The organism is Sphingobacterium sp. LZ7M1 (assembly GCF_024296865.1).
Classification (GTDB): Bacteria; Bacteroidota; Bacteroidia; order Sphingobacteriales; family Sphingobacteriaceae; genus Sphingobacterium.
The window spans coordinates 1228249-1253900 of sequence record NZ_CP101134.1 but is presented as its reverse complement, the minus strand read 5'-3'; the positions used below and the strand labels follow the sequence as shown (position 1 = coordinate 1253900).

Genomic DNA, 25652 nt, shown 5'->3' with positions numbered 1-25652 from the left:
TAAGAAGAAGTATCGCCAATATTTTTTAGTCTATACTAAAAATTTCCACTTGTACCTTTATTACTCTTGCTGTATCAAATGCTGTAAGTTCGGGTCATTCTTAATCCGTTCCATTTCACTTTCGACGATATGCAGAATATCTGATTTTATCTGACGGTAATTGCTTTCAATTTCCTGCTTCATTTTATCCTCGCCTTGCTCATCTACAAAGGATAGGATTTGCGGTATCTTTTGATAGGCTTTTGTTTCGGCGGCTACCTTTTCATTATCGACCACGATTTCTGCGTGAAATATCTTTTGTTCGATACGATCGTCAAAATTATCCGATACAGAACCGACAAACATACCCTGCGTTAAGGTTGAAATTTTGGAAGCCGGAATAAGGCTGTCTAATTGTGTAGAAATAGAAGTTGATTTATCATTACGGTTTATCGTCATACTTTGACGTTTCTGTAATACTTTTCCAAAACGTTCCGAAAGGCTTTTTGCCGTTTCTCCTACAACCTGTCCACTGAATACATTACCTACGGTGTTTTGAATAACTTTAGCTTCTTTATCGCCGTAATCACGTATCAACTGCGAAAAGTCCTGAAAGCCCAAGCACACAGCCACCTTATTACTTCTCGCCGTTGCGATAAGATTGTCCAACCCTCTAAAATAAATCGTGGGCAACTCATCTATAATAACCGAACTCTTTAATTGTCCTTTCTTATTGATGAGCTTGACAATTCGGGAGTTGTACAAGCCCAAAGCTGCGGAGTAGATATTTTGACGGTCGGGATTGTTACCCACGCACAAAATCTTCGGCTCGTTCGGGTTGTTGATGTCCAATGAAAAATCAGCGCCTGTCATAACCCAATACAACTGCGGTGATATCATTCGTGACAAAGGGATTTTAGCCGATGCAATTTGTCCCTGCAACTGGTCTTGTGCTCCGCCTTGCCAAGCATCCATAAATGGTGAAAGATAGTTTTCCAAATCAGGATACGAAGTTAAAATGGTAAATACATCCGAATACTTTTTATTCAGCAATTCAATGGCGTGTGGAAAGGTGCAATACTTACCATTCTCGTAAATTTTTAAAAACCAGATGATAGCCGCTAAAAGAATAATTGGAGATTCGACAAAGAAATCTCCTTGTTTTTGTATCCAGCTTCTGTTGAGGTTCAACATAATCGTGTAAGCGGCTTCGTAAGCATCGGATATGTCAGTCATAAAATCTGGATTGAGCGGATTGCAACGATGGCTCTTGCGTGGATCGTCAAAGTTGATGACGTAGAACTTTGGTTTTATTTCGTACTTATCCTGATGTTTCAATAAATGATTATAAGCAATAGTAGAAAGGTCGTCAAACTTGAAATCGTAGATATACATCGAAAAACCTTTTTCAATTTGTTGCTTGATATAATTGTTAACGACGGCATACGATTTACCAGAACCCGGAGTCCCCAAAACAATCGTTGCTCTGAAAGGATTTACTATATTGATCCAGCCCTTGTGTTCCTTTTTATTGTACCAAAATTTAGTAGGCAGGTTTACGGAATATTCATTTTCCATCAATTTGGTTTCCTGCATAAAACTTTCGTTCTCCATATTGAAAACATCATCCATCAGGTTGTTTTTCAATAACCTGCTTATCCAAACCCCAGCCATCAGCAAAGCAATATAACCTAGTCCGATAGTCAGTATATAAAAGAATGTGCCAATGATGGGCGACAACTTTAACAGTGGTGTATTCAGAAAGAACAGCAAAAAACCAATTCCCAAAGCCACGTAAATCTTTGACCAGGTTATCTTCTCGTTCTTCACGCCTTTGGTTCCCAAACAGCTTAAAGCCAATAACACGATTGCAAATACTTTGGTATATAAAGTATGCGAAAACAAACCGGCTGTTCGGTCAAAATTCCCTAATATTTTATTGATTACTTCTAGTGTCCAGCCACGTTCCATAAAGAAACCATAACAAAACCAATAAAGATGCATCAGTACTAATAGAATACTAACTGCTCTCATAAAAGCCATTATTTTGGCTAAACCTCTTAAATCGTCTTCTCCTTGCATTATTTTTAATTTTAATGTTCGGGCGTGAATTTAAAGACTATAAAGATTGGCTTTGGAAAAGTGGTAGTGGATGGCGGTGAGTGGCAGGGTTCGGCTGGGTCTAAGAGGTATAGCTTCTATACCCCTTTTATATAGTAATATTTATAGGTAGTAAAATAAAAATACTTTAGTTATATCGACCTTCTTTTGTTTTATACCCGTTAGCAACATTTTTTGTTTTGCTGAATAGGTGGACAAGGAACATTTCCATAACTACAATAAACACAACAGTCGCCTTGCTTTGGTTTAAGAACATGTTTGCACTTTTCACATTCGTAAAAATATTGGCAAGCATCTGTCGGCATTGTTTCTTCTTTCTTGTGTCCGCAGTTGGGGCAAGTGATTATTGATTGCAATTTGATTTCCATTTTAATTTTAATTTTTCGCGGTTACAGAATACCCTGTTGAGTTTATTGCTTTTTCAATTTCAGAAATATTTGTTTTCGAGTTGTCAAACTCTACGATTGTATTTCCATTTTCATAAGAAGCTTTTAGATTGACAATCCCTATCAATTTATTCACTTCGTGATTTATGTGTTCTTCACAACTTGCACAAGTCATTCCGCTAATCGTAAATTCTACTTTTTCAATATTGGATTTGTCCACTATTATGATTTGCTTTTCTGTCTTTGGGTAGAAAACACTTGAATAATATGGAAAAGCAAGCATTACTATTGCAAATGATGTTACAATTCCTAAAAACGTTTTCGACTGAATGAATTTTGGTTTTTCTGCTGTTTCACAATTGCAATCAATTTGCTTTTTAGGCTTTAACTTTTGATACCAAGCAAAACCAAGAACCAAAATTGTCAAACCGATAAAATACGGTCTGAAAGATTCAAGCCAAGAAAAAGTGGAGGCAAGTCCGCTTGTTCCTGCAATGAGAGCCAAAACTGGTGTAACGCAACAAAGTGAAGCTGCAATTGCAGTCAAAAGTCCTGCGCCGATAAGTTTGTTGTTTGTTTTCATATTGCTTCTATGACTTTGTTTTCATCAAGTATTTTAAAAAACGGTTTTAGCAATTTTTCATATTCCTTGGTCAATGAATAAAAAATAGTTTGGGCCTCCCTGTCTGTTTCTACTAGATTACGGTCTTTAAGTTTTCGTAAATGTTGTGAAACTGCCGAGATTGTCATTCCAAGAACGTCGCTTATATCGCAAACACAAAGTCGTTTTTCTTCGTAAAGTAGGAAGAGAATTTTAAGTCTTACGGTATTTCCTGCCAATTCAAGCCCATTCGATAAATAATCAAACGAATCGTTAAGCTCTAAAACCCGGTCTTTACAGCGGTTTATTTGTTCAATGTCTGCTTGTTGACGTATACAAGAATTATTACCCATAGTGCAAATATAGTTAATTCGTTTATTTAAGCAAATGCTAAAATACAATTTAACAAATCGTTTTAAAAGCAGATTTTAATTCCAAAAGATGACTTACTATAGTCTTCTTTTCTTTTTCTTCATCCTATTAGCAAAATCCTGTTCCTCGTAATCTTCCCCCTGTGCTTCAGGTATGAGCAAACCTCCAAAGGCTTCTATCAAACCGTCTTCGTGTTTTTCAGTATTTAAGAAGTCGAACAAATGATGTGGTTCTTCCGCAGGTAAATCCTCCGTATCAGTCGGTTTGGACAATTTTGGTAGGGGTGCAACTGGCTCTTTAATCTCCGCTTTGATATTATTGTTCCAATAATCATTAAAGGTATTGGCAGAAAGTTCTTTTGCCAATCGTGAACCGTTCCAAACGCTTTTAGAGTTGTGGTCAATGAACGACATACCGTAAATTCGTCCGGTATCGTTTCTGCGTATCACTACATTGATACCTTGCTCGCCTAACTGTTTTTTAAAGCTCAATTCGTCAACCGTTGATTGCAGGGCAATGGTAACGGCTGATTTTAAAGTCTGTTTGGTTGCGGTATCTTTCAGGGTTGTTTTGCATTTCGCAAAATGCAATTCCAAAGCCGGAAGCCCTGCGTTCTTTCCGAAAAACGAAGCCTTGAACGGATGTCCTGCTTTTTCGCCTTTCTCATTCAATGGAATGTACAATAAACCCTGCTGTGCCTTTCCGTGTAATTCTCCCTCCACTTTCTCGGTGGTAATATTGAACAGGGAAAGCAAAGCATTGTATTCTCCCAAAGTTTGGTATTGATAATAGTTCGGCAAGTGGCGAATGACCGAAGCAATCTGACTTTTTATATCACTTGCCCGATAATCCACCGGACGAAAAACCTTATCATTGTGATTACGTTCTTTGTCCGTTGCGGGTATCAGACCGTGTTTTCTTTCCAGTTCACGGCATACACTCATAGACCGCATTTTCTCAAAACTATCCGAAATTTTCACGCCCTGTTCGTCCACGCAGACCGATACGATATGGATATGACTACGGTCAATATCGGTATGTTTGAAGACCACAAAAGGCTGTTCGCCGTAACCCATTTCACGCATATATTCTTCCGCCATTTCCCTAAACTTATCATCATCTACATTATCCTTGGGATCAGGATTGAGCGAAATATGCAACGTATGTTTCTCGGTATTGCGGTTGGCGATGAGATAAGGAGCAAAAGATTGGGCTAATTGTGCTACGGAATAATGTCCGTTAGCAGTTTCAATTATCTTATTGGCGAACAAAATTTGTCCATTTTCGTTCTCCACTTTGAGCTGATTATATGCCAAGGCTCCGTATAAATTTGCGCTTCTACCAATTTTCGCAATCATTTCTGCTGTTATTTTTTCAGATATTTTACATCAAATTCTTCCGTTATCTGGACAATTTCTTTAAACAAGGCGGTCATTTCAGCCGTATGTTTTTCCAATTTATAGAGATATGCTGCTGCCTTTTTCTCCGAAAAGTTCTTATACAATAGCTTTACGACCTGATTATAATTCACGCCAATAGATCGAAATTGACTGTGAAACGAAGTCAATCGCATATAAAAATCAATTGTTCCTTTGTCTATTTTAACAGATTTTATCGTCTTATCGAAGATGCAAGAGGTTATAAAATGTGCCTTAACCTGCATACCGGACTTTTCAAATAAGTCAAGAAAACGGGCATGCTCTTCCTCATTAAAGGAAATCGTGTACCGGATTTTAGCGGGATCGTTTTTTAGAGGACGCCCGCCCTTTTTTAACTGCTTTCTGCTGTTTTCATTCATCACTAATCCATTTTTAATTCATACAAAACGCCGACTTCGGAGGACGTTTTCTGCCCCCGGCAGGGCAAGTTGTTTTGAGCATCGGAAATCTTTTCGAGATGCTCAAAACACAACTTGCCGTGTTCTGGTGAACACAAAAATCCGCCCTTCGGGACGGATTAAATGTAGCAGGGATAAACGGCTTGATGCCGTTCTGCTTTTGTCCAGTTCCTCAAGATGCCTTTGCATAAATCTGTTAATAAAATTCTATATACAAAGTAAGACACTACTTATGAGAGCATCACAATCAGACACATAGCCAAACACTGCCTTTGGGTGCCAAAGACTACCACCCATCAATAACGAGCCGATTCAATCGCTTTATTTGCCGTATAGTTTTAGTGCAGGTAATAAAAAATGTAATGAGGATAAAAAATAAATTGGGTTTTAGTACAGAAATTTTGGAATAAAAGCATAGGGTTTTAAAAACATAAAACTGTAAAAGCATAAAAGCGGTAAAGCAATTTACAAGTTGTAAGGTTTTCCAGTTGCTAAAAATGATTACCCACCAAGCGGTAATAAAAGCAAATAACAATCAAGAAAATTTCCAAAAGGGGAATACAGGCATATAGGAAATAGGTACTATTTAAATAAACCAATATTCAAACCTGCCAAACAAATAAAATGTGTAACAATAAATCTTTAAATAATGGAAACAAAAAAGAAAACTTTAAAAATTAGTTTTTCAACGCCTAAAGGCGGTGTTGGAAAATCTACTATGACCGCATTACTTTCAAGTGTATTGCATTATCGTTTAGCTTTTAATGTCCTTGTAATGGATTGTGATTTCCCACAACACAGCTTAGCCAATATGAGGGAAAGGGATTTGAAAACTATTATGCAGAATGATTACCACAAAAGAGCTGCAATGAAGTTGTATCAAAGTATCAATAAAAAAGCATATCCGATTATCAGTTGTAAACCGGAGGATGCCTTGTCAAAGGCTTTAGAATACGTAAATCAATCTGCAATAGAGCCTGATATAACTTTTTTTGATCTTCCCGGAACAGCTAATACAAAAGGTGTGCTCACGACCTTAAGAACAATGGATTTTATTTTTTCTCCAATTAGTGCTGACCGTCTAGTTATGGAAAGTACACTGAGCTTTACTAAAGCATTCCTTGGCTTGCCCGAAACGGAGGAGAGTAATGAAGATCAGAAAATGTGGATGTTTTGGAATCAGGTAGATGGTCGAGAGAAAACAGGAATATACGAGGCTTATCAAAGCGTTATTAACGAACTCGATTTATCTGTGATGAATTCTCGGATAATGGATAGTAAACGTTTCAGAAAAGAGACGGACGATACACCGAACAGTGTATTTCGGTCAAGTCTGTTACCTGCCGAACCTCAACTAATGAAAGTAACGAGACTGGATTTATTTATTGAAGAATTTTTAAAAATTGTTAATCTCTAAAATAGTTAAGTATGTCAACAGATAAGAGAAGAAAAGATTTTGATAAGCCCGATGTTGATGAAGAATTAATCATGAATATCATGAGTGGTAATCAATCTGTTACTATACCCGAAGTTATTCAACAACAGAAAATACAGAAGGAAACAAAACCAAAAGCCCGCAATAGCTCCCTAAAGAAGGTGGATTATGAGGAGACATTTCTGGTCAATCGTTTTCCTTCAGGTCGAAACGGAAAGGTCGTTTACATTCGTCCAGAATATCACGAAAGGTTGTTACGTATAGTACAATTAACAAGAGAAGAAAAGACTACACTCTATTCTTATATCGACAACATTCTTGAACACCATTTTAGAGAGTACGGGGACGATATTACAGATTATTTCAACGAACGTTTTAAACCAATTTTATAGTTATGGAAATTGTAATAGTAATATGCCTGCTGATCGTCATTGTCCTGCTTTTGCAGGATAAGATTATCATTAAGAAAAGGTCAAAACAAAAACCTCCGCAAAAGAAAGTCAATCCGGATCTGCCCGATATTATGGGACAGCCCAAACCCGTAGAACGCCTTTCAGTGCCAAACACTGCCAATGAACGCCAGATTGAGGAACCAGAGGTAAATCCCGATAATTTAGACATTGAATACGACGAAAATGAAAACAGGAGTATTCAGATTCCGCAGGAAGAGCTGGATGAAGTTTTTAGCAATCAACCTGATTTTGAAGAAGAGGAAGAAGAATGGAACAGGTACGGAATATCTGGTGGCGATAATGGTTTTGCCCAAGGGGTTACCTTTGAAGAACTAAGCTCCGTGGGGATGTTGCTTCAGCAAGAAAAACTGGAGTCATCTCAAAAGGAAACAGCGATAGCAATCGTTCAGAAAATACAGGGAACCGAATTATTTAGTCTGCTGGAAAATTCTATAGCGGGTGCATCCAGTAAAATTGCCAAGCTATTGGATAGCTCACTCTCATCTGAAACGGAAATCAGTTCTTCCACTTTGCGGAACAATGATTTAGATGATTTTGATATTGGGGAGTTTGTCTGAAACGGAATTATTTTAATTGAGCCTGAAAAACTAAATTTCAGGCTCAACTTATTTTTACATTTACTTTGCCAACTTCAATATTCTGTAAGCCCCTCTTGCTACAATTACAAATACAATAGCTCCAATAATCAAATCTGGATAACTTGAATTGAGCCAATTAACTAAAAGACCAGCAACAATAACTCCCGAATTGATAATGACATCATTTGATGTGAATATCATCGAAGCCTGCATATGCGCTTCTTTACTTTTGTTCTTTTGTAAAAGATAAAGGCAAAATACGTTTGCAATCAATGCTAAAACTGAAACGACAATCATTGTCTTGAAATCGGGCATAGCTTCAATTCCCATACAACGTCTGATTACTTCAACGAAACCTATAATAGCCAGTAAGACTTGGAAGTATCCTGCAAATCTGGCGATGTTGTTTTTTAAAGCGATTGTTCCACCCACGGCGATTAATGCCAATGCGTAAACGACACTGTCGGCAAGCATATCCAAACTATCGGCTACCAACCCCATTGAGCCTGAAAAAACACCGAATAACATTTCCAATCCAAAGAACAGGAAGTTGATAATCAATACGATCCAAAGTAATTTCCGTTGCTTGTTGCTTGTATCTGTTTCAACAACGAAATTACTTTTTTCGGTTGAAACCAATGTCGTATTTAGATTCAGTGTTCCCAGAGCCAAAAAAATTGGCTCTGGGTTTCCATCGTGATAAACGTCTAATTTTCTATTGGCTATATCGAATTCCAATCCTTTTACCGTATCAAAGTCTTGCAGTTTCATACGGATTAATTGCTCCTCGCTTGGGCAATCCATTTTAGTTATATTGAATATGGTTTTTTCCATTTATTTTAAAGCTTAAATTTTATTCCTCCGTTAATCACAAATCCGTCCAAAGGTGCATAATTGTCTTTAAAAACTGGATTGGTTATTGTTCCTGTATAAATGCTGTCAAAGCGTGTTTGTCGGGTGTCGAGGAAGTTTTCAAAGTTGATGTACAGAGAAAATCTTTCCCAAATCTTTTCAGCCATAAATCCAGTAATAAAGTAATCTTTGCCCGTAGTTCCATTATTCAGTTTTTGGCGACTGAAATAATAGGCTTCCAGACCAATTTTCCATTTGTCTTCTATTTCATACATCAGGATGGAATTAATGCGGTGTTTTGGTGTTAAAGGGCTTTCTACAGTCGTTCCATTATGGTGTAATCGGGCATCTGTATAGGTATAACCCAAAAACAATTTCAGGTCATCATAACCAATTTTAATATTGGTTTCTGTTCCTTTGGTATGGATGTAGCCAGGAGAATTAACAAACTGATACAGATTTGCCGAGGAGTTTTCAAGTAACAAGGGATTATCCAAATAGGTGTAAAAGAACAATTGATTTATGCTAAATGACCAATCTTCCCCAATGTAGGTGCGGTAATTGATGTCTGCATTTGCTCCATAACTTTTTTCCAATTTATTGGTCTTGTCGTCAATGGGCATTACATTTTGATATTGTAGGCGTTCGCTTTCTTCCGTAAAAATGGTAGGTGTTTTATAGCCAAATCCACCACCAACTCGTGAAGTTAAGCCCTCGGCAATGTGGAATAGAGCCGAAACTCTCGGTAAGAATACCACCCCATAATCCACAACATAATCCGTTCTAAAACCTGTTTCCAATTGAAACCAATCCGTAGCATTAAAAGAATTTTGTACAAAAGCACCGAATGTAGTCTGATTATAATCTCTCAACGGAGATGCCATAATCTGCTTTTCTTTGAAATTATCCGTCCAAATATTAATACCTGTGACCCATTCCGATTTTTCAGTACTGTTGGTGTAGTTGGCTTCGGTAAAACTTGCTGTTTGTGTTCCCTCAAACTTATAGTTTGGAATGGTAGTATTTCGGTTAAAATAACTTACACTATTTTTGACTTGAACAGTACTGTTTTCATTGATGATATGGTCGAAAATAAATTGTGTGGAATAGCGTTGTGTTTTATTTTCCTCAAAATATTGGTTTGTATTATCTCCATTTCCTTTGATGTAAAGCATATCACCTCCCAAACGGCTCTCGATCGTTGTGTTGATACCGAAGTTCAGTTTCGTCTTTTCATTGAAATAAACGAAGAGCTTCGGATTCAGTACATAGCGTTCGAATTGTGGAATAGCGGATAGTCCGTTCTTAGCAGGATCATAAGCTGCGTTACGGTTATGGGAAGCAAATATAGTTGTTCCAATTTTATTAAACCTTTGTCCATAAAAGCCGTTTATATCCAAACCCCTGCCGGATGTTCCATTGAGGTGAAAACCTAAATCTCTCTCATAGGTCGGCGTTTTGGAAATCAGATTGACCAGTCCAGCTATTGCTCCGCCTCCATATAGTGTAGATGTAGAGCCTTTGATGACTTCTACTTGTTTGAGGTCAAGTGGTGGTATCTGTAACAAACCCAATCCACTTGAAGCACCTGAATAAATGGGGAAACCGTCTTTCAGGATTTGTGTATATCTTCCATCAAGTCCCTGAATACGAATACTTGCATTGGCACTGGTAGGCGAAGTGGTTTGTACGTGAATACCTGTGCTTTCCGCTAAAAGCATACGAATATCTCCCGGTTTCATGTTCCCTTTTTCGCCCAGTTCTTCACTTCCAATAAATTCAATACGGGTAGGGATATTTTGTATACTCCTTGTGCTTCTTGTGGATGAAATGACAACTTCCTCTAACTCCTCTGAACTTTCTTTGAGTAAGATTTCAATAGGACTGTTGTCAGCTAATGGAAATTCCAATGTATCTATATAGTCGTTAAAACCGATATAGCTAAAATGTATTTCCTGTATCCCATCAGGAATATTTTCTATTATGATGAGACCGTTTTCGTTTGATGTAGCGGCAAGCGAGGTTCCTTTTATAGATGCTGTCACTCCAATCAAAAGATTTTTGTTTTCACTGTTTCTAATAACAGCATTTAAAATGTTTTGTGCAAATACACAGAGATTTAGTGTCATAAAAAATGACACAAAGACTATTTTTTTCATTGTATAAAAAAACATTAATGTTTGAAAAATGAGAATTGACGGTTTGTAGCACCGTAATCTGTTATTGTGCCGAAGACACTAAAAACATTAATTAATCTTAGGGGGTTGCCAAATGGAAGAGAGGAAGTCTGAAACAGCTGACGCTGTTATTACACCTAATTTCTTTTTAGGTTGTTGGACATAATTGGATGTTAAAGCATAAAAGGAAGTAATTACAAATCCAGTACAGGTATTGCATTTAGAAAAAGGCGAGCAACATTCCATACCGCAATCGTCGCTATCTTGTTCTTGACTATTTGTTGTTTGATTCACTAGGTCAAAACATTTATCTTCCATAAAGCTTGGCAAGGTCGATAAGACCAAAACCATTAATGCTAATATGTACGACAAGGATTTCATTTTACGAAGATAGTAAAAACCTCTCTCTTCCTGTCAACACCTCTCTATTTTCTTTAGCAATTCAGCCACCCACAGCCAAACAATTCCTCTCACTGCCACTTTGTTATCACGCCTTGATTTCTAAAACACCTTTGTCCCGAAAGTCCGCAAGGTGCGGGATAACAGTAACAAATTAATGTGTTTCAATTATGAAAAAACAAAGTAAAAAAGTTTTGCTGGCAGCCGTAGCAATGCTGTCAGGAATGGGTGCGTTCGCACAGGGAAACGGGTCGGCAGGTATCAACGAGGCTACCCAAATGGTAACGTCTTATTTCGACCCTGCCACCCAACTCATTTATGCGATTGGGGCGGTTGTCGGCTTAATCGGAGGTGTTAAGGTGTACAACAAATTCAGCTCGGGCGACCCCGACACATCGAAGACGGCGGCTTCGTGGTTCGGTGCGTGTATCTTCCTGATTGTTGCGGCTACTATCCTGCGTTCATTCTTCCTGTAAACCTCTGCCTTATGAACAGTTATAACATTAACAAAGGCATTGGCAGGACAGTGGAATTTAAAGGGCTGAAAGCCCAATACCTGTTCATATTCGCTGGTGGTCTGCTCGGTACGCTCATCTTCGTGATGATATTGTATATGGCTGGCGTAAGTAATTACGTCTGCCTGTTTCTCGGAGCTGGCGGTGCTTCGCTCATTGTATGGCAGACCTTTTCGCTGAACCGAAAGTACAGAGAACACGGACTAATGAAAGTAGGTGCGAGAAAACGACACCCTCGCTACATTATTTGTCGTAAGCCTGTACGCAGGTATTTAAAATTCACTCCTAAACCGAAAGCCGTATGAGAAATGTAGCCAAAACAACCACATTGGAACATAAGTTTCCACTCTTGGCAGTAGAAAACAACTGTATCCTGTCCAAAGATGCGGACATAACCGCCTGTTTTGAAGTACGATTGCCTGAGCTGTTTACGGTAGCATCGGCTGAATACGAAGCTATTCACTCCGCCTGGCATAAGGCGATTAAGACATTACCCGATTTTACAGTCATTCACAAGCAAGATTGGTATATCAAAGAAAGCTACACTCCCGATTTGGCACAGGAAGACCAGAGTTTTCTTTCCAAAAGCTATCAACGGCATTTCAACGAACGACCATTCCTGAACCATTATTGCTACCTGTTCCTGACAAAAACGACCAAGAACAGAATGCGTATGCAAAGCAATTTCAGTTCGCTTTGCAAGGGTACGCTTATTCCAAAGGAAATCAATAAGGAAACGATACATCAATTTATGGAAGCGGTCGCACAGTTTGAACGTATCGTGAATGATAGCGGTTTTGTAAACCTGCGACGTTTGACCGAAGACGACATCATCGGAACAGACGAAAAACAGGGATTGCTGGAACAATACCTTACACTTTCGAGAGAAGCCGGAACACCAATGCAGGACATCGCATTAGGAGCGGAAGAAGTGCGTATCGGCAACAAAAGGCTGTCTTTGCACACCTTGTCCGATACGGACGACCTGCCTGCAACTGTTTCGGCTGATACCCGCTTTGAAAAGCTATCTACCGACCGGAGCGACTGCCGTTTGTCGTTTGCTGCACCCGTAGGGTTGTTATTGAGCTGTAACCACATTTACAATCAGTACCTATTCTTGGATAACAGCGAGGACAACCTGCAAAAGTTTGAGAAATCTGCCCGTAATATGCACTCTTTAGCCCGTTATAGTCGGGCGAACCAAATCAATAAGGAGTGGATTGAGAAGTATCTGAACGAAGCACACAGCTTCGGGCTATCTTCTGTAAGAGCACACTTCAATATTATGGCTTGGTCGGAAGACCCTGCGGAACTCAAACAGCTAAAGAACGATTGCGGTAGTGCGTTGGCACTAATGGAGTGTAAGCCCCGCCACAACACGACAGACGTTGCCACATTGTATTGGGCTGCAATGCCAGGCAATGCTGGCGATTTTCCGAGTGAGGAAAGTTTCTATACGTTTATAGAACCTGCCTTGTGCTTCTTTGCAGAAGAAACGAATTACCACAATTCGCCCTCTCCGTTCGGTATCAAAATGGCGGACAGGCTTACAGGAAAACCAATCCATTTGGATATTTCCGATTTGCCGATGAAACGTGGGATTATCACGAACAGAAACAAGTTCATACTTGGTCCGTCAGGTTCGGGAAAATCTTTCTTCACTAACCATATGGTACGCCAATATCACGAACAGGGTGCTCACGTTCTACTCGTAGATACGGGTAACAGTTATCAGGGATTATGCGAACTCATCAAAGGAAAAACCAAAGGCGAAGACGGTGTTTACTTCACGTACACCGAAGATAACCCGATTGCGTTCAATCCCTTTTATACCGATGACGGCGTGTTCGACATCGAAAAGCGGGAAAGTATCAAAACTCTGATACTCACTCTTTGGAAACGGGACGATGAACCGCCGACAAGGTCGGAAGAAGTAGCATTGTCCAATGCTGTTTCCGGTTACATCGAACGTATCAAACAAGATGATACTTATCCGTCATTTAACGGCTTCTATGAGTATGTAAAAGACGACTACCGCAAAGTATTGGAGGAGAAACAAGTCAGGGAAAAAGATTTTGACATTGCCAATTTCCTGAATGTTCTCGAACCCTATTACAAAGGAGGAGAATACGATTATTTGCTCAACTCCGATAAGCAGTTAGACCTTCTTTCCAAACGCTTTATCGTGTTTGAAATTGATGCGATAAAAGACCACAAAATCCTCTTTCCCATAGTCACGATTATCATTATGGAGGTGTTCATTAACAAAATGCGCCGACTGAAAGGTATTCGCAAACTTATCCTGATTGAAGAGGCTTGGAAAGCGATTGCAAAAGAGGGAATGGCAGAATACATCAAGTATTTGTTCAAAACCGTGCGTAAGTTTTTCGGAGAAGCCATTGTCGTAACACAGGAGGTCGATGATATCATCCAGTCGCCCATTGTGAAAGAAAGTATCATCAATAACTCCGACTGTAAAATCCTTTTAGACCAACGCAAGTATATGAACAAGTTTGATGATATACAGGCAATGTTGGGGCTTACCGACAAAGAAAAAGGTCAGGTACTTTCCATCAATATGAACAACGATGCAAGCCGCTTGTACAAAGAGGTTTGGATTGGTTTAGGTGGTACGCACTCGGCAGTCTATGCCACCGAAGTTAGTTTGGAGGAATACCTCGCCTACACCACAGAGGAAACCGAAAAGATGGAAGTGATGCAGCTTGCTGCGGAACTCGATGGTAACGTAGAACTCGCTATTAAGCATATCGCAATGCAACGGCGGGACAATTCAAATCAATAGTCATTAACAATTTAAAAAATCAGAACAATGAAAAAAGTAATGTATCTGGTGTGTACGGCACTGATGCTCGCCGTAGCACCGTCAGCAAAAGCCCAATGGGTTGTAACCGACCCCGCTAATTTGGCTTCAGGGATTATCAACAGTGCGAATGAAATCATACAGACTTCTTCCACCGTGAGTAATGTGATAAAGAACTTCAACGAAGTAAAGAAAGTGTACGACCAGGGCAAGGAGTATTACGACAAGCTGAAAGCTATCAACAACCTTGTAAAAGATGCCCGTAAGGTGCAGCAAACCGTACTCTTGGTGGGCGATGTGTCCGAAATGTACGTGCAGAACTTCGGCAAGATGATGAACGACCCCAATTTTTCGCCACAGGAATTGGTCGCTATTGGCAACGGTTATTCGGCACTGCTCAATGAAAGTACCGAACTGCTGAAAGAACTAAAGCAGATTGTAACCTCTTCAAGCCTTTCGCTGAATGACAAAGAGCGTATGGACATTATTGACCGTGTGTACAAAGAGGTAAAGGATTACCACAGCCTTGTACGCTACTACACCACTAAGAACATTTCTGTGAGCTACCTAAGAGCGAAAAAGAAAAACGATGCCCAAAGAGTGCTTGAACTCTACGGAACTGCTAACCAAAAATACTGGTAAACTATGGAATGGGATAATCTTCACGAACTCCTGCGATCGCTTTATGACGATATGATGCCGCTTGCAGGCGATATGGCGGCAGTAGCTAAGGGTTTGGCGGGATTGGGAGCATTGTTCTATGTAGCATTAAAGGTTTGGCAGGCTTTAAGCCGTGCCGAACCTATTGATATGTTCCCTCTGCTGCGCCCGTTCGCTTTGGGGCTGTGCATTATGTTCTTCCCGACTATCGTACTGGGAACCATCAATGCAGTGTTAAGCCCGGTGGTTGTAGGAACCCACCAAATACTCGAAGACCAGGTGATTGACCTGAACAAGCTGCAACAGCAGAAAGACCAGTTGGAATATGAGGCAATGGTCAGAAATCCTGAAACTGCCTATATGGTATCAGACGAAGAGTTTGATAAGAAACTGGACGAACTGGGTTGGTCGCCGTCCGACATTGGTACAATGGCGGGTATGTATATGGACAGGCAAGCCTACAAGATTGAAAAGGCGATAAAGGACTGGTTTCGCAATCTATTGGAAATACTCTTTCAGGCGGCGGCTTTGGTCATTGATACCATACGAACGTTTTTCCTGATAGTCCTCTCCATACTCGGACCAATAGCCTTTGCTATTTCCGTATGGGACGGCTTTCAGTCCACGCTCACGCAATGGCTCACGAGGTATGTAAGCGTTTACCTGTGGCTTCCCGTTTCGGATTTGTTCAGCTCAATGTTGGCAAGAATACAATCCCTCATTTTAGAACGGGATATAGCAATGCTTGCCGACCCCACCTACATTCCTGATACGAGCAATACCGTGTACATCATTTTTATGATTATCGGCATCATCGGGTACTTCACTATACCGACAGTAACAGGTTGGGTAATCCAAGCCGGAGGCGCAGGGAACTTTACCCGCAATGTAAACTCCACGGCAATGAAAGCCGGAAATATCGCCGGAGCAGGCGCAGGTTCGACAGTTGGAAACATCGGCGGTAAACTGATGAATAAATAAACAATTAATCATTCTAAAAAATGGAATTTAAAACGCTAAGAAATATCGAAAACAGCTTTAGGCAGATAAGGTTATATGCCATTGTGTTTGCGGTTCTCTGCACCAGTGTGGTAGGATACGCCGTATGGCGTTCCTACCGCTTTGCAGAAGAACAACGCCAAAAAATCTATGTACTGGATAATGGTAAATCCCTGATGCTTGCCTTGTCGCAGGATGCAAGCATCAACCGCCCGGTTGAAGCAAGGGAACACGTCAGACGTTTCCACGAACTGTTCTTTACGCTTGCCCCCGACAAGAATGCTATTGAAAGCAATATGAGCAGGGCATTCAACCTTGCCGATAAAAGTGCTTTTGATTACTACAAAGACTTATCGGAAAAGGGCTATTACAGCAGGATTATTTCGGGGAACGTGCAACAACGCATAGAGGTAGATAGTGTCGTGTGCAACTTCGACAACTACCCGTATGCAGTGCGCACCTATGCCAAACAGTTCATCATCCGGTCAAGCAATGTAACCAGACGTAACCTGATTACTTCCTGCTATCTCGTTAACTCCGTTCGCTCTGACAACAACCCGCAAGGTTTCAATATTGAAAAATTTGCAGTCGTGGAAAACAGGGATATCGAAGTCATCGAACGCTAAAAACAATCTTATGGAAGCATTATCAGATTTAAAAACGTTCGCAAAAATCCTTACAGACAAAGGATATAACGGCTATTTCCATACGCAGGGTGCGTATGCCAGAAAGCTGAAAGACAGTATCAGCGAATTCCTCAAAAGCTGCCAAAAAGGTGCAGACAATTTACCTAAACAGGATTTATTTCTGACAGGCTACCTACAATGGTCGGGTGATGACAAGCCCCGTGTAGAATGCAGTATGTGGGTAAAATACCTGAATGGCAAATTTTCGCTTAGCCGTATGGAAATAGCCAAGAAAGACGGCTTCGGGCAGTTGCTTAAAAAATCAGAACTGGCAAACCTGTCCGTCATATCTGCACCCAAATTAACGGAAGCGGTCGCACTGGTCAACGATGAGCCAAAGCAACAGGCGGGTAAAAGTCCTAAGCGTTTCAAGCTGTAACAACAAATAGTAAGGCTATGAAAAAATTAAGAGCAAATATGGACAGGTACTTTGACCGGCTCGATGAACGTTGGCGGGCGTTGCCTTTGCGCAAACAGCGCCAATATACGCTGTACTTCTTTGTGGTTTACCTACTGCTCACCGTAGTGGTCATTGGCAAAGTGATGTACGACACCTCAAAGTCAGGTAACAATATGGTCATTAAACATATTGAGAACCCTGTCCTTAAAAATGGAAATCCTGCAAGGTTGCCGGATAGTGTATCAACAATTTTAAAAAATCAGATTTATGAAAGAAAATGAGAACAAAAAATCGGTTGTTCGGGTAACGGAGGGGAACCCGAATGAAACTGCTGATGTGTTGCAAGACGGCGCACAGAACAAAGCCGACAAACTCAAAAAGCCACTTATATTCCTTTTAATGGGAGTGGTATTTCTCGGCTGTATGTACCTGATATTTAAACCGTCGAAAGACAAAAAGGCGGTGGAGAACATCGGATTAAACGATGCCGTACCACAGGCTACCGGGGCAGGAATGCCTGCCGATAAAGGCAAGGCGTATGAACAGGAAATGCTCGAACGCAAAGAGCAGGAAAAGCGCAATGCACTGACCACGCTTTCTGATTATTGGAATACTGAAGACAGTGCATCTGCTGACAATGAAGAAGGTTTACCTGAACAAGATGAAGAAAGCAACGGCTTTGGCGGTGGCGGCAGAAATTCGGGAAGAAACGGTAATCATGGATTGAACAGCTACAGAAATATGCAAAGCACATTGGGTTCATTCTATCAGGATAATAATTCTGAAACAATGGAACTCCGCAGGCAACTGGACGAAATGAAAGAAAAGCTGGCCGAGAAAGATGTGCCACCTGTGGCCACCGTTGACGACCAACTCAAATTAATGGAGAAATCCTATGAAATGGCTGCAAAGTATCTTCCGCAAAATGCTAACACCGGAAATGCTGCTCCTGCCAACGGTGCAACTACTGGGGCTGCGGGTGCTAACCAAAAAGAGCAATTTGTATCGTTCACACCAACAAGAAAGAACATTGTATCAGCCTTGTACCGTGAACCGTCGGACAGTGCCTTTGCAGCCGATTGGAGCCAAACAAAAAGCCGCGGGTTCTATACCGCAGGTTCTACTGAAGAGGTAGTACAGCCTAAAAACAGCATCAAAGCCTGTGTAAACGAAGCCCAGACAGTAGTTGGCGAAACGGGTGTGCGCTTACGACTATTAGAGCCTGCTAAAACCCCGCAACGTACCATTCCCAAAGGAACAATTGTAACGGCTAATGCAAAATTTCAGAATGGCAGGCTACAATTAAAAGTTACCTCCGTAGAACTGGAGGGCAACATCATTCCGGTAGATATAATCATTTACGATTTGGACGGGCAGCAAGGCTTGTACGTTCCGTATTCGCCGGAAATGAATGCACTTACCGAAATGGCGGCCAATATGAGCCAGACAGGGGGAACAAGCGTAATGCTCACGCAGAATGCCGGACAGCAGGTAGCGGCTGATTTAAGCCGTGGCGTGGTACAGGGTATCTCAGGCTATTTCGCCAAGAAAGTAAGAACGCCAAAGGTTACACTGAAAGCGGGCTATCAGGTCTTTCTTGTATCTAAAAAATAATGTTGAACTCAAATAAATAAAACAATGAAAAATCATTTAAAAACCTTTTGGGCTTTTGCCCTGATACTCGGCTTTGCCGTAAACTCTTACGCACAGGACACCATCAGAACGCCGCTTGCCCTGGGCAAGATAGAACCGTACCGTATGGAAGTAACTTACGATAAAACTTCGCACTTGATTTTCCCGACCGCCATTCGTTATGTGGACTTGGGCAGCGAATACCTGATAGCAGGAAAAGCCGAAGATGCAGAAAACGTGTTGCGTGTGAAAGCATCTGTAAGGGACTTTGAGCCTGAAACCAATTTTTCCGTTATCACGAATGACGGTCGTTTTTACAACTTCAACGTGTATTACAGTTCCTACCCGGCGGCAATGAGCTATGACCTGCTCACGATGCAGAAAGCGGTAGATAAAGCCAATGGTAACGATGTGCTTTTTGAAGAATTGGGCAACAATTCGCCCTCGCTGGCAGGCTTGCTACTGGAAACCATTTACAAGAAAGACAAACGCATTGTAAAGCATATTGGAGCTAAGAGCTTCGGCATTCAGTTTATGCTCAAAGGCATTTACATCCACAACGGCAAATACTATTTGCATACGGAATTGAGAAACCGTACCAATGTGCCATTTCAGATTGATTTTGTGAATTTCAAGGTAGTGGATAAAAAGGTAGCCAAACGTACCGTAGTACAGGAACGTCCGATGATACCGCTACGCACTTACAAACCATTGGACGAGATCGGTGGAAAAACCATCGAGCAAAACGTGTTCATGTTAGACCAATTTACCATTGCTGATGACAAGGTATTACTGATTGAGATTTTCGAGAAAAACGGTGGCAGGCATCAAACACTTCAGATAGAAAACTCTGATTTAATCAAGGCTCGTTTGATTAACGATATGCACCTGAAATTTTAATAACCCTTTAAATAAGATAGCAATAAAATGAAAAAGTATATCTATACCGTGATGCTTGTTTTAATGGGCATCACAATGGCACAGGCACAACGAATGCTGCCTAAACAGAAAGGCTTGGAAATAAGCACAGGCGTATTATCCAATGATAAGATTGGCAATGATTATTACATCAGTGTAGCGATGACTGTAAATGGTAAAAACGGCAATTACCAGCTTTGGGCATTGGAATATACACACCAATACCACGACTATAAAGACCTGCGCATACCGCAGGAAAGTTATAGTGCCGAAGGCGGTTACAGTTTCTACTTGTTGGGCGATGCCCGAAAAAACATCACGCTGAATTTAGGAATAACAGGCGTAGTCGGTTATGAAAGCATTAACCGGGGCGAAGCTATGTTGTATGACGGATCGAAGATACTGAGCGAGGACAATTTTATCTACGGAGCTGGTGGACGGCTCACATTTGAAACGTACCTGTCCGACCGATTTGTATTAGTCCTGCAAGGGCGTACAAAAGTCCTTTGGGGTAAAGACTTAGAACAGTTCCGACCGTCCGTAGGTATGGGATTAAGGTTTAACTTTTAAAACAGAAAACAATGATAGCAATATTCAATAATTTCAGAATAGGATTACTGCCGATATATGTATTCCTGGCAATCCTCACAGCTTCGGTTACGTTGGTATCTTGTAGCAAAGATGATGAACTCGAAATACAAAAGGACTTTCCTTTTGAGGTCAAAGTGATGCCAGTGCCTAAATATGTTGCCAACGGCCAGACGGTAGAGATCCGCATTACAATACAGCGAACTGGAAATTATAGCAGCACGCAATATTTCCTTCGCTACTTCCAGTTTGACGGAAAGGGCACACTTAGGTATTACGATGAGCCGCCGTACCTACCTAATGATCTGTATGAGTTACCAACCGAGCAGTTCCGTTTGTACTATACTTCGGCATCTGCAGTATCTCAATCCTTTGAGGTTTGGATTTCGGATAACTTCGGGAACGAAAAGCAGATAACTTTTCAGTTTAACAGTAGTGATTAATACAGCATGTCAATTCATAAAAAACGGCTTATTGGATTGGTAAGCCGTTTTTGTATTGAATACGCATCGTTCAGGGGCTAAACAAATATTTTTTTGTAAATTCAAATAGTGGAAATAAACTATGGTTGCATCACTCGTTATAGGTATCATATTTTTGGTTGCAGGCTTGGTACTTCGTTACTGGATTAACCGTAGAAAGTTTTACAGGCGCAGCTCTATGGGAACTGAGGGGTTCTCATCTTATGAAAGTTCGATTTTCATTAAATTGATTGAAAAGGTTGGCAAATGGATAGCTTATGCGTTGATTATATTTGGGCTGTTGTCGTTATGGGTTTATTCCCTTGAAAAAAAGGAAAAACAGCAGCCTGACGTAACAACCGAACAACCTGCCCAACGCAGATAATTATTACAGAATTTTAAAAGCAAATCGGATAGCCCAAAAGGTTATCCGATTTTTTATGACTACAAATCCGTACAAATAAAAGAAGAGAGCCTTAACGGCAAATATATTTCATCTGGGCTATGTTTTATATAATCTTCTTTAACATCATCCCACATAAAGCCTGGTCTAACTAGCGTAAAGTCATTTATTTTATTTACTGATTGAACATAGCTGTAACCCCACGGAGATTTGTAAATAATTTGACCTTGAACTGCCAGTGTATCGAAGTTTTTTTCTGCAAGTTGCTTCATAACTTTTTTAAATGCTGGACAAACTTTGTAATAAAACACCATCAGATTCTGTTCAAGTCCTTTGGTTCGCTGTTTTAGGTCAGAAATTCTAAGATTGATTTTAATTTGCAAATCATCAAAATTATTTTCAAAATCATCAATATTTTTCCACCCTAAATAATGAAGCGTGTTTAGAAGCATTGAAAAAAAGTAATGCATCTCGCCATCTTTCCAATAATTGTTTATCAGGCAAACAATCGTGTTTACAAGTGCATCGGCTTTTAATTCCTCAACTTTCTTTTTTGTATAATCAAATTCGTATTCTTTAAAGCCTGTTCTTGCTAACATTAAAAAGTCGCCTATTAAGTTTAAACAACAACCTTTCACATTATTGTTGTCATAATTGTTGCTAAACGGAAGATAGCTAAAGAAATGTTGCTTTTCTTGCTCGTCGTATTTTTCTGTTTTGCCTCCATATTCAAGTATCAGCTCAAGCGTTATCAAATATTTGGTTAAGTCTGTTAATGTGGGTTTATAGTTTTGGGGTCTATTGTTACCATAAAGAAGTTCTTGCTGATTATAATACAGATTATCAAAATAGCTTGTCAATTTTCTTTTTTCAGACTTTAGCAACGCAAAAGAAAGATTACGAACTATTTTTACTTCGTTTTTCTCATTGCCATCAATGTTACCTAAATTTTCTTCCTGTTCATCAATGCTAATATCAATCTGTCTGTTTATGGACAGAGATTTTGAGTGAATGAATTTTAAAACATCTAAAACCCGAAGCGAAAGAGAAGAAAGCAAAAGACTTTTCTCATACGCAGAATGCTCAATTGGTTTGTAAGAAGAAAGGTCATACAGCTTTTCGGGCTCGTTGTTTCCGTCTCTTTTTGCATCTGTAGTTTTACGGCTATTCAGAATACTTGCACTTTCTTCGTTTTCCGTTTCATCAATTATCGCATAATGCAACAAGTCGAGAACTTTGCTTAGTTCTCCATTTTGGATTTCGCTGTAAATCCTTTCTATGTCTTCAGTTTTAGGATTTGGATGGGTTTTGGCAAGATGAAAATAATCAGACACCAAAAGTTTGTTTGATACAAATTCATCCTCCATATTAGCCAATTGAACGTACTGAAAACTACCTAATTCTGCATTGAGTTTTACTTTTAGTTCTTGCTCAAACTTCGAGAATGTTTGGGAATGAAAATATCGGTTCTCTTTATCAAAAAGCATAAATTTAAACGGTTCTGAGAAATTGCCATTTAAGTGAATTGTAAGCTCATCATAAATCAATTCTGCGCTAAGAAGTTGAACCTGAAATTTATTATTCTTGATTATCGTTTCATAAATGGATTTATGAGCTGTAGAAGTAAAATCTGAAAGTTGTTTTTTGTTGCCAACTTTCAATTTTATGCCTAATTTATTAAGCAAGCCACCTTTTTCAGATCGTATAAGAAGTGAAACTTCTGCATTTGCATTTTTTCCTGCTAATGCCAAGCCCTCCGGTGTTATATTGGCACTTCCGAAAAGGCAAAATTCTTTACCATCTTTTGTTTTAATATGGATAATCTTTCCGTGAAGTTTAGAGTTTGAATTATCAGATTTCGAATATTGAACTCTACTGATACCAGCATTGCACCAGTCGTAAAATGAAAATGTTTTACTTAAATCCATTGCCGATGGAATAAAACCACTTTCTTCTAAAACCACATTAATATCTGCTTTTGGGAAAAGATTTTTAAGCTCTTGCAGTACCTTTCCTTTGCTATCATAAAATGGAGAAATGGTAGTAATTTCAACAATTTTTTCGTTGCTAATATGTTTTAATAGCTCATTCCAAATCGAAGAGGTTTCGGAATTGAATAAAAAAGCAACTTTCTCTTTTTGTGAAGTATTTAAAAATTCAAACGGTTTTACTGCTGGTAATTCATTAAGCCATTTTGAATGTTCAATTATCCACCTTGTGGTCTTTTCATTCATCTGACCTTTAACTGTTGATGAAAGCATCGATAAATAATTCCAAGCAGATGAAAATATTGGGGCGTTCTCGGTCGAACGAATATCAAAATGATATGCTCCCCAAATTTCATCGTTGTTTCCATTTCCCGAATTGGTAAGATTTCCTGAACCAACAATTAATAAACCCTCCTTATCGCCAAATAGCATCCAGATTTTTGGATGAAATACTGAATTTTGAAAAACAGGATAAAGTGAATAACCGGCAGTAAGTTGCATTTCTTCGCCAGTGGCTTGTCGCATCAACTCTGAATAATAGTAGCCGTCAATAAAAACATTAATGTTTCTCACACCACACGAACGCAACCATTTCATTGCTTTCATTTCAAAAAAGTAAAAGTCAAAGCTGAAAGTGGTAAGAATACAAGAATGGTATCTTCTGCTTCCAATTAAAGTCAAAATGTTTTCTCTTTCTAATGCCATTAGTCAACCAAAAGTTTTGTGTGAAGCGGAGACAAAACCTTTTCCTCGTCGATTACCTGCAAATCAAACATTATGTTTTGCAAAGCATTCATTCTCGGCGATGTATTTCTTGGTGGAAATATGTCGATGAAACGGATGTATTGTTCTTCTATAAAAAATTTATGCGTGGATTGTGAGCCATTACCCATTTTTCTAAGGGCAACCATTGTGTGTCTGTAAATTATTTTGCGTAAAATAAATTGTTCAACAAAATCTTTAAGAATTTCTTTCTCTGCTTTATGAACTGTAAGGATGCCATCAACCATATTTCCATCTCTTTCTGTTCTCTTTCTACTCATAAATTCTTTCAAAGGATGCAATTGTTCTCTATTATTTTTGAACAGCTGAAGTAAAAGCATGAAACCGTATTTACCAGCAAGAATTGGGTCGTTGGTTTGGTTGATTGCTCTTTTCGTTTCCTCTTCGTCGTTCGTATCTGGAATGAGTGATAAAATTTCTGAAACTAAAGATGTGGGCTGTATTGATTGGTTAAAATCTTTGCAAATTTCTTTTGAGATGCTATCCGAAAACTTCTCAACAAAAGACGGCAAATATTGGTCTTGTTGAAAATCGTAAAGATGTTGCAGCAATGCCCAAAATATTGTTCCGCAACTGTATTGCCAATATTCATTTAGTTGATAGCAATACCAACCGATGTTTGTTTCTGTTTCGGGTTGAGTGCTTGAACCTAATTTTTTATGATAGCTTTCGAGCAAAAATTTATACCAATTATAGTCATTATCGTTTTGAACCGCTGTTTTTATTAGCGATAAAATGGTTTCTCTTCTATGAAAAGTCACCAATTCTTCAACTTCTTGGCTTGGCTCATCTTTGTCAAGGAGCATTTCCATATACAATTGCCATTCACTGCTTTCAGTTTCTATAGTCTCAATCGCAAAATATTTGATTAGTTCTGGTATATCCGATTGGTAAAGCTTTCCTTTTTTTATGTTGCTGTAAAATAACTCTTTTATTTGGGGGGATAATGATATCTCAAAAGCATTAGCTAATTGTTTTCCTGAAACTTTTTGTCTGGGATGTGGTTGGCTTATATTGTAAACAACGTCTCCAAAATCATTTACCGCAGTAATAATTAATGAAAGAGCTTGCATCGCCCCATAATAATATTGCCCAAAAGCACCGGACGGATATTTCCAATACACATTTTTGTCTGTACCGTCTTTATCAGCCCCCTCAGCTAAATCAAAATAATCATTTTCAATCGTGTTGAGTAGGTTTGATGCGAAATTACTTCCTGTAATTTGCTGAACTGCTTTCCGCTGACTTTGCATTATGATAGCAATCATTAACTCAGCCCTGCGAATAAAGCGGTATTGCTCTTTTGAATTTCCCTTTTTCTCTGTTTTAAAGTAAAAATCTAATAACCAGCAATAAAAGCCATAGTACCGCAGTCGATTAGTCAAGTTAGAAATTCCGGGCAACATCGTTGCATAAGTTGCCTCTGAAGTTGTCTGAAGCCCTAATGGGTCAAGTCCTGTAATTAAATTTATTGATGCTCCCCAAAACGGATAGTTTGATTTGCCTTTTTGTAATAATGCCATTTAAAAATTCTTATTGAATTTGTTATTAACCTATAATTTTCAAATTTACAAAATAAACTATGCTG

The 25652-nt window shown here is 39.4% G+C and carries 26 protein-coding genes; 16 read left to right on the top strand and 10 right to left on the bottom strand.

Features of this window, described 5'->3' with window-relative positions; all coding sequences use genetic code 11:
* Positions 1-60: 60 nt before the first annotated feature.
* From mobC to mobA, 6 genes are all read right to left on the bottom strand, one after another.
* Entirely contained in the window at positions 61-2064 is a 2004-nt protein-coding gene (mobC, locus tag NMK93_RS05305; protein ID WP_254528651.1) for a conjugal transfer protein MobC, read from the bottom strand.
* Positions 2065-2261: 197 nt separating this feature from the next.
* Positions 2262-2468, bottom strand: coding sequence for a GDCCVxC domain-containing (seleno)protein (locus NMK93_RS19695; protein WP_002993202.1), 207 nt, complete (start codon positions 2466-2468; stop codon positions 2262-2264).
* 7 nt (positions 2469-2475) lie between these two features.
* On the bottom strand, positions 2476-3069 hold the full coding sequence (gene merTP / locus NMK93_RS05300; protein ID WP_002993200.1) for a mercuric transport protein MerTP: 594 nt from the start codon (positions 3067-3069) through the stop codon (positions 2476-2478).
* Positions 3066-3440 carry a metalloregulator ArsR/SmtB family transcription factor gene (locus NMK93_RS05295; protein ID WP_002993197.1) on the bottom strand — a complete coding sequence of 125 codons (375 nt, stop codon included), beginning with the start codon at positions 3438-3440 and terminating at the stop codon, positions 3066-3068. The genes merTP and NMK93_RS05295 overlap by 4 nt, the downstream gene beginning before the upstream one ends.
* Positions 3441-3536: 96 nt before the next feature.
* Positions 3537-4817, bottom strand: a complete 1281-nt coding sequence (gene mobB / locus NMK93_RS05290; RefSeq protein ID WP_002993196.1) for a conjugal transfer protein MobB — start codon at positions 4815-4817, stop codon at positions 3537-3539.
* Between the two features lie 8 nt (positions 4818-4825).
* Positions 4826-5257, bottom strand: a complete 432-nt coding sequence (gene mobA / locus NMK93_RS05285; RefSeq protein ID WP_002993194.1) for a conjugal transfer protein MobA — start codon at positions 5255-5257, stop codon at positions 4826-4828.
* A 688-nt stretch (positions 5258-5945) separates the two neighbouring features.
* Here mobA and NMK93_RS05280 point away from each other — a divergent pair.
* Genes NMK93_RS05280 through NMK93_RS05270 form a run of 3 tightly spaced genes read left to right on the top strand, consistent with a single transcriptional unit; the run spans position 5946 to position 7761 of the window.
* On the top strand, positions 5946-6713 hold the full coding sequence (locus NMK93_RS05280) for a ParA family protein (protein ID WP_002993188.1): 768 nt from the start codon (positions 5946-5948) through the stop codon (positions 6711-6713).
* A gap of 11 nt (positions 6714-6724) precedes the next feature.
* Complete coding sequence (locus NMK93_RS05275; RefSeq protein ID WP_002993187.1) at positions 6725-7123, top strand: DUF3408 domain-containing protein; 399 nt, start codon at positions 6725-6727, stop codon at positions 7121-7123.
* A gap of 2 nt (positions 7124-7125) precedes the next feature.
* Positions 7126-7761 (top strand): hypothetical protein, encoded by a 636-nt coding sequence (locus NMK93_RS05270; RefSeq protein ID WP_002993186.1) that lies wholly within the window; start codon positions 7126-7128, stop codon positions 7759-7761.
* A 60-nt stretch (positions 7762-7821) separates the two neighbouring features.
* Here the strand turns inward: NMK93_RS05270 and NMK93_RS05265 are convergent, their stop codons facing one another.
* Positions 7822-8616 carry a cation transporter gene (locus tag NMK93_RS05265; protein WP_094280386.1) on the bottom strand — a complete coding sequence of 265 codons (795 nt, stop codon included), beginning with the start codon at positions 8614-8616 and terminating at the stop codon, positions 7822-7824.
* A gap of 5 nt (positions 8617-8621) precedes the next feature.
* Entirely contained in the window at positions 8622-10793 is a 2172-nt protein-coding gene (locus tag NMK93_RS05260) for a TonB-dependent receptor plug domain-containing protein (RefSeq protein ID WP_094280385.1), read from the bottom strand.
* Between the two features lie 587 nt (positions 10794-11380).
* On the opposite strand from NMK93_RS05260, the gene NMK93_RS05255 reads away from it, so the two are divergent.
* The 13 genes from NMK93_RS05255 to NMK93_RS05195 all read left to right on the top strand — a co-directional run bounded on the left by NMK93_RS05255 (position 11381) and on the right by NMK93_RS05195 (position 21275).
* Positions 11381-11686 (top strand): DUF4134 domain-containing protein, encoded by a 306-nt coding sequence (locus NMK93_RS05255; protein ID WP_002993181.1) that lies wholly within the window; start codon positions 11381-11383, stop codon positions 11684-11686.
* 11 nt (positions 11687-11697) lie between these two features.
* The gene (locus tag NMK93_RS05250) at positions 11698-12030 is read left to right on the top strand and encodes a DUF4133 domain-containing protein (protein WP_002993179.1); all 333 of its coding nucleotides are present in this window, start codon (positions 11698-11700) and stop codon (positions 12028-12030) included.
* A complete protein-coding gene (locus tag NMK93_RS05245; protein ID WP_002993178.1) occupies positions 12027-14528 on the top strand; it encodes a TraG family conjugative transposon ATPase in 2502 nt (833 codons plus the stop codon). The genes NMK93_RS05250 and NMK93_RS05245 overlap by 4 nt, the downstream gene beginning before the upstream one ends.
* A gap of 27 nt (positions 14529-14555) precedes the next feature.
* Positions 14556-15188, top strand: coding sequence for a DUF4141 domain-containing protein (locus NMK93_RS05240; RefSeq protein ID WP_002993177.1), 633 nt, complete (start codon positions 14556-14558; stop codon positions 15186-15188).
* Between the two features lie 3 nt (positions 15189-15191).
* Positions 15192-16187, top strand: coding sequence for a conjugative transposon protein TraJ (gene traJ, locus NMK93_RS05235; protein WP_002993175.1), 996 nt, complete (start codon positions 15192-15194; stop codon positions 16185-16187).
* A gap of 20 nt (positions 16188-16207) precedes the next feature.
* Entirely contained in the window at positions 16208-16831 is a 624-nt protein-coding gene (gene traK / locus NMK93_RS05230) for a conjugative transposon protein TraK (RefSeq protein ID WP_002993173.1), read from the top strand.
* Between the two features lie 10 nt (positions 16832-16841).
* Positions 16842-17270, top strand: a complete 429-nt coding sequence (locus NMK93_RS05225) for a hypothetical protein (RefSeq protein ID WP_094280382.1) — start codon at positions 16842-16844, stop codon at positions 17268-17270.
* 17 nt (positions 17271-17287) lie between these two features.
* The gene (locus NMK93_RS05220) at positions 17288-17572 is read left to right on the top strand and encodes a hypothetical protein (protein WP_002993171.1); all 285 of its coding nucleotides are present in this window, start codon (positions 17288-17290) and stop codon (positions 17570-17572) included.
* Positions 17559-18905 carry a conjugative transposon protein TraM gene (gene traM, locus NMK93_RS05215; RefSeq protein ID WP_002993170.1) on the top strand — a complete coding sequence of 449 codons (1347 nt, stop codon included), beginning with the start codon at positions 17559-17561 and terminating at the stop codon, positions 18903-18905. The genes NMK93_RS05220 and traM overlap by 14 nt, the downstream gene beginning before the upstream one ends.
* Before the next feature lie 24 nt (positions 18906-18929).
* On the top strand, positions 18930-19823 hold the full coding sequence (gene traN, locus NMK93_RS05210) for a conjugative transposon protein TraN (protein WP_002993169.1): 894 nt from the start codon (positions 18930-18932) through the stop codon (positions 19821-19823).
* A gap of 27 nt (positions 19824-19850) precedes the next feature.
* Complete coding sequence (locus NMK93_RS05205) at positions 19851-20411, top strand: conjugal transfer protein TraO (protein ID WP_002993168.1); 561 nt, start codon at positions 19851-19853, stop codon at positions 20409-20411.
* A gap of 11 nt (positions 20412-20422) precedes the next feature.
* On the top strand, positions 20423-20872 hold the full coding sequence (locus tag NMK93_RS05200; protein WP_002993167.1) for a DUF3872 domain-containing protein: 450 nt from the start codon (positions 20423-20425) through the stop codon (positions 20870-20872).
* A gap of 121 nt (positions 20873-20993) precedes the next feature.
* Entirely contained in the window at positions 20994-21275 is a 282-nt protein-coding gene (locus tag NMK93_RS05195; RefSeq protein ID WP_099372366.1) for a molybdenum ABC transporter permease, read from the top strand.
* A 59-nt stretch (positions 21276-21334) separates the two neighbouring features.
* Here the strand turns inward: NMK93_RS05195 and NMK93_RS05190 are convergent, their stop codons facing one another.
* Positions 21335-23986: a hypothetical protein gene (locus NMK93_RS05190; RefSeq protein ID WP_002993164.1), complete on the bottom strand. Its 2652-nt coding sequence runs from the start codon at positions 23984-23986 to the stop codon at positions 21335-21337.
* Positions 23986-25587 (bottom strand): hypothetical protein, encoded by a 1602-nt coding sequence (locus tag NMK93_RS05185; protein WP_002993163.1) that lies wholly within the window; start codon positions 25585-25587, stop codon positions 23986-23988. The genes NMK93_RS05190 and NMK93_RS05185 overlap by 1 nt, the downstream gene beginning before the upstream one ends.
* Positions 25588-25652: the final 65 nt, after the last annotated feature.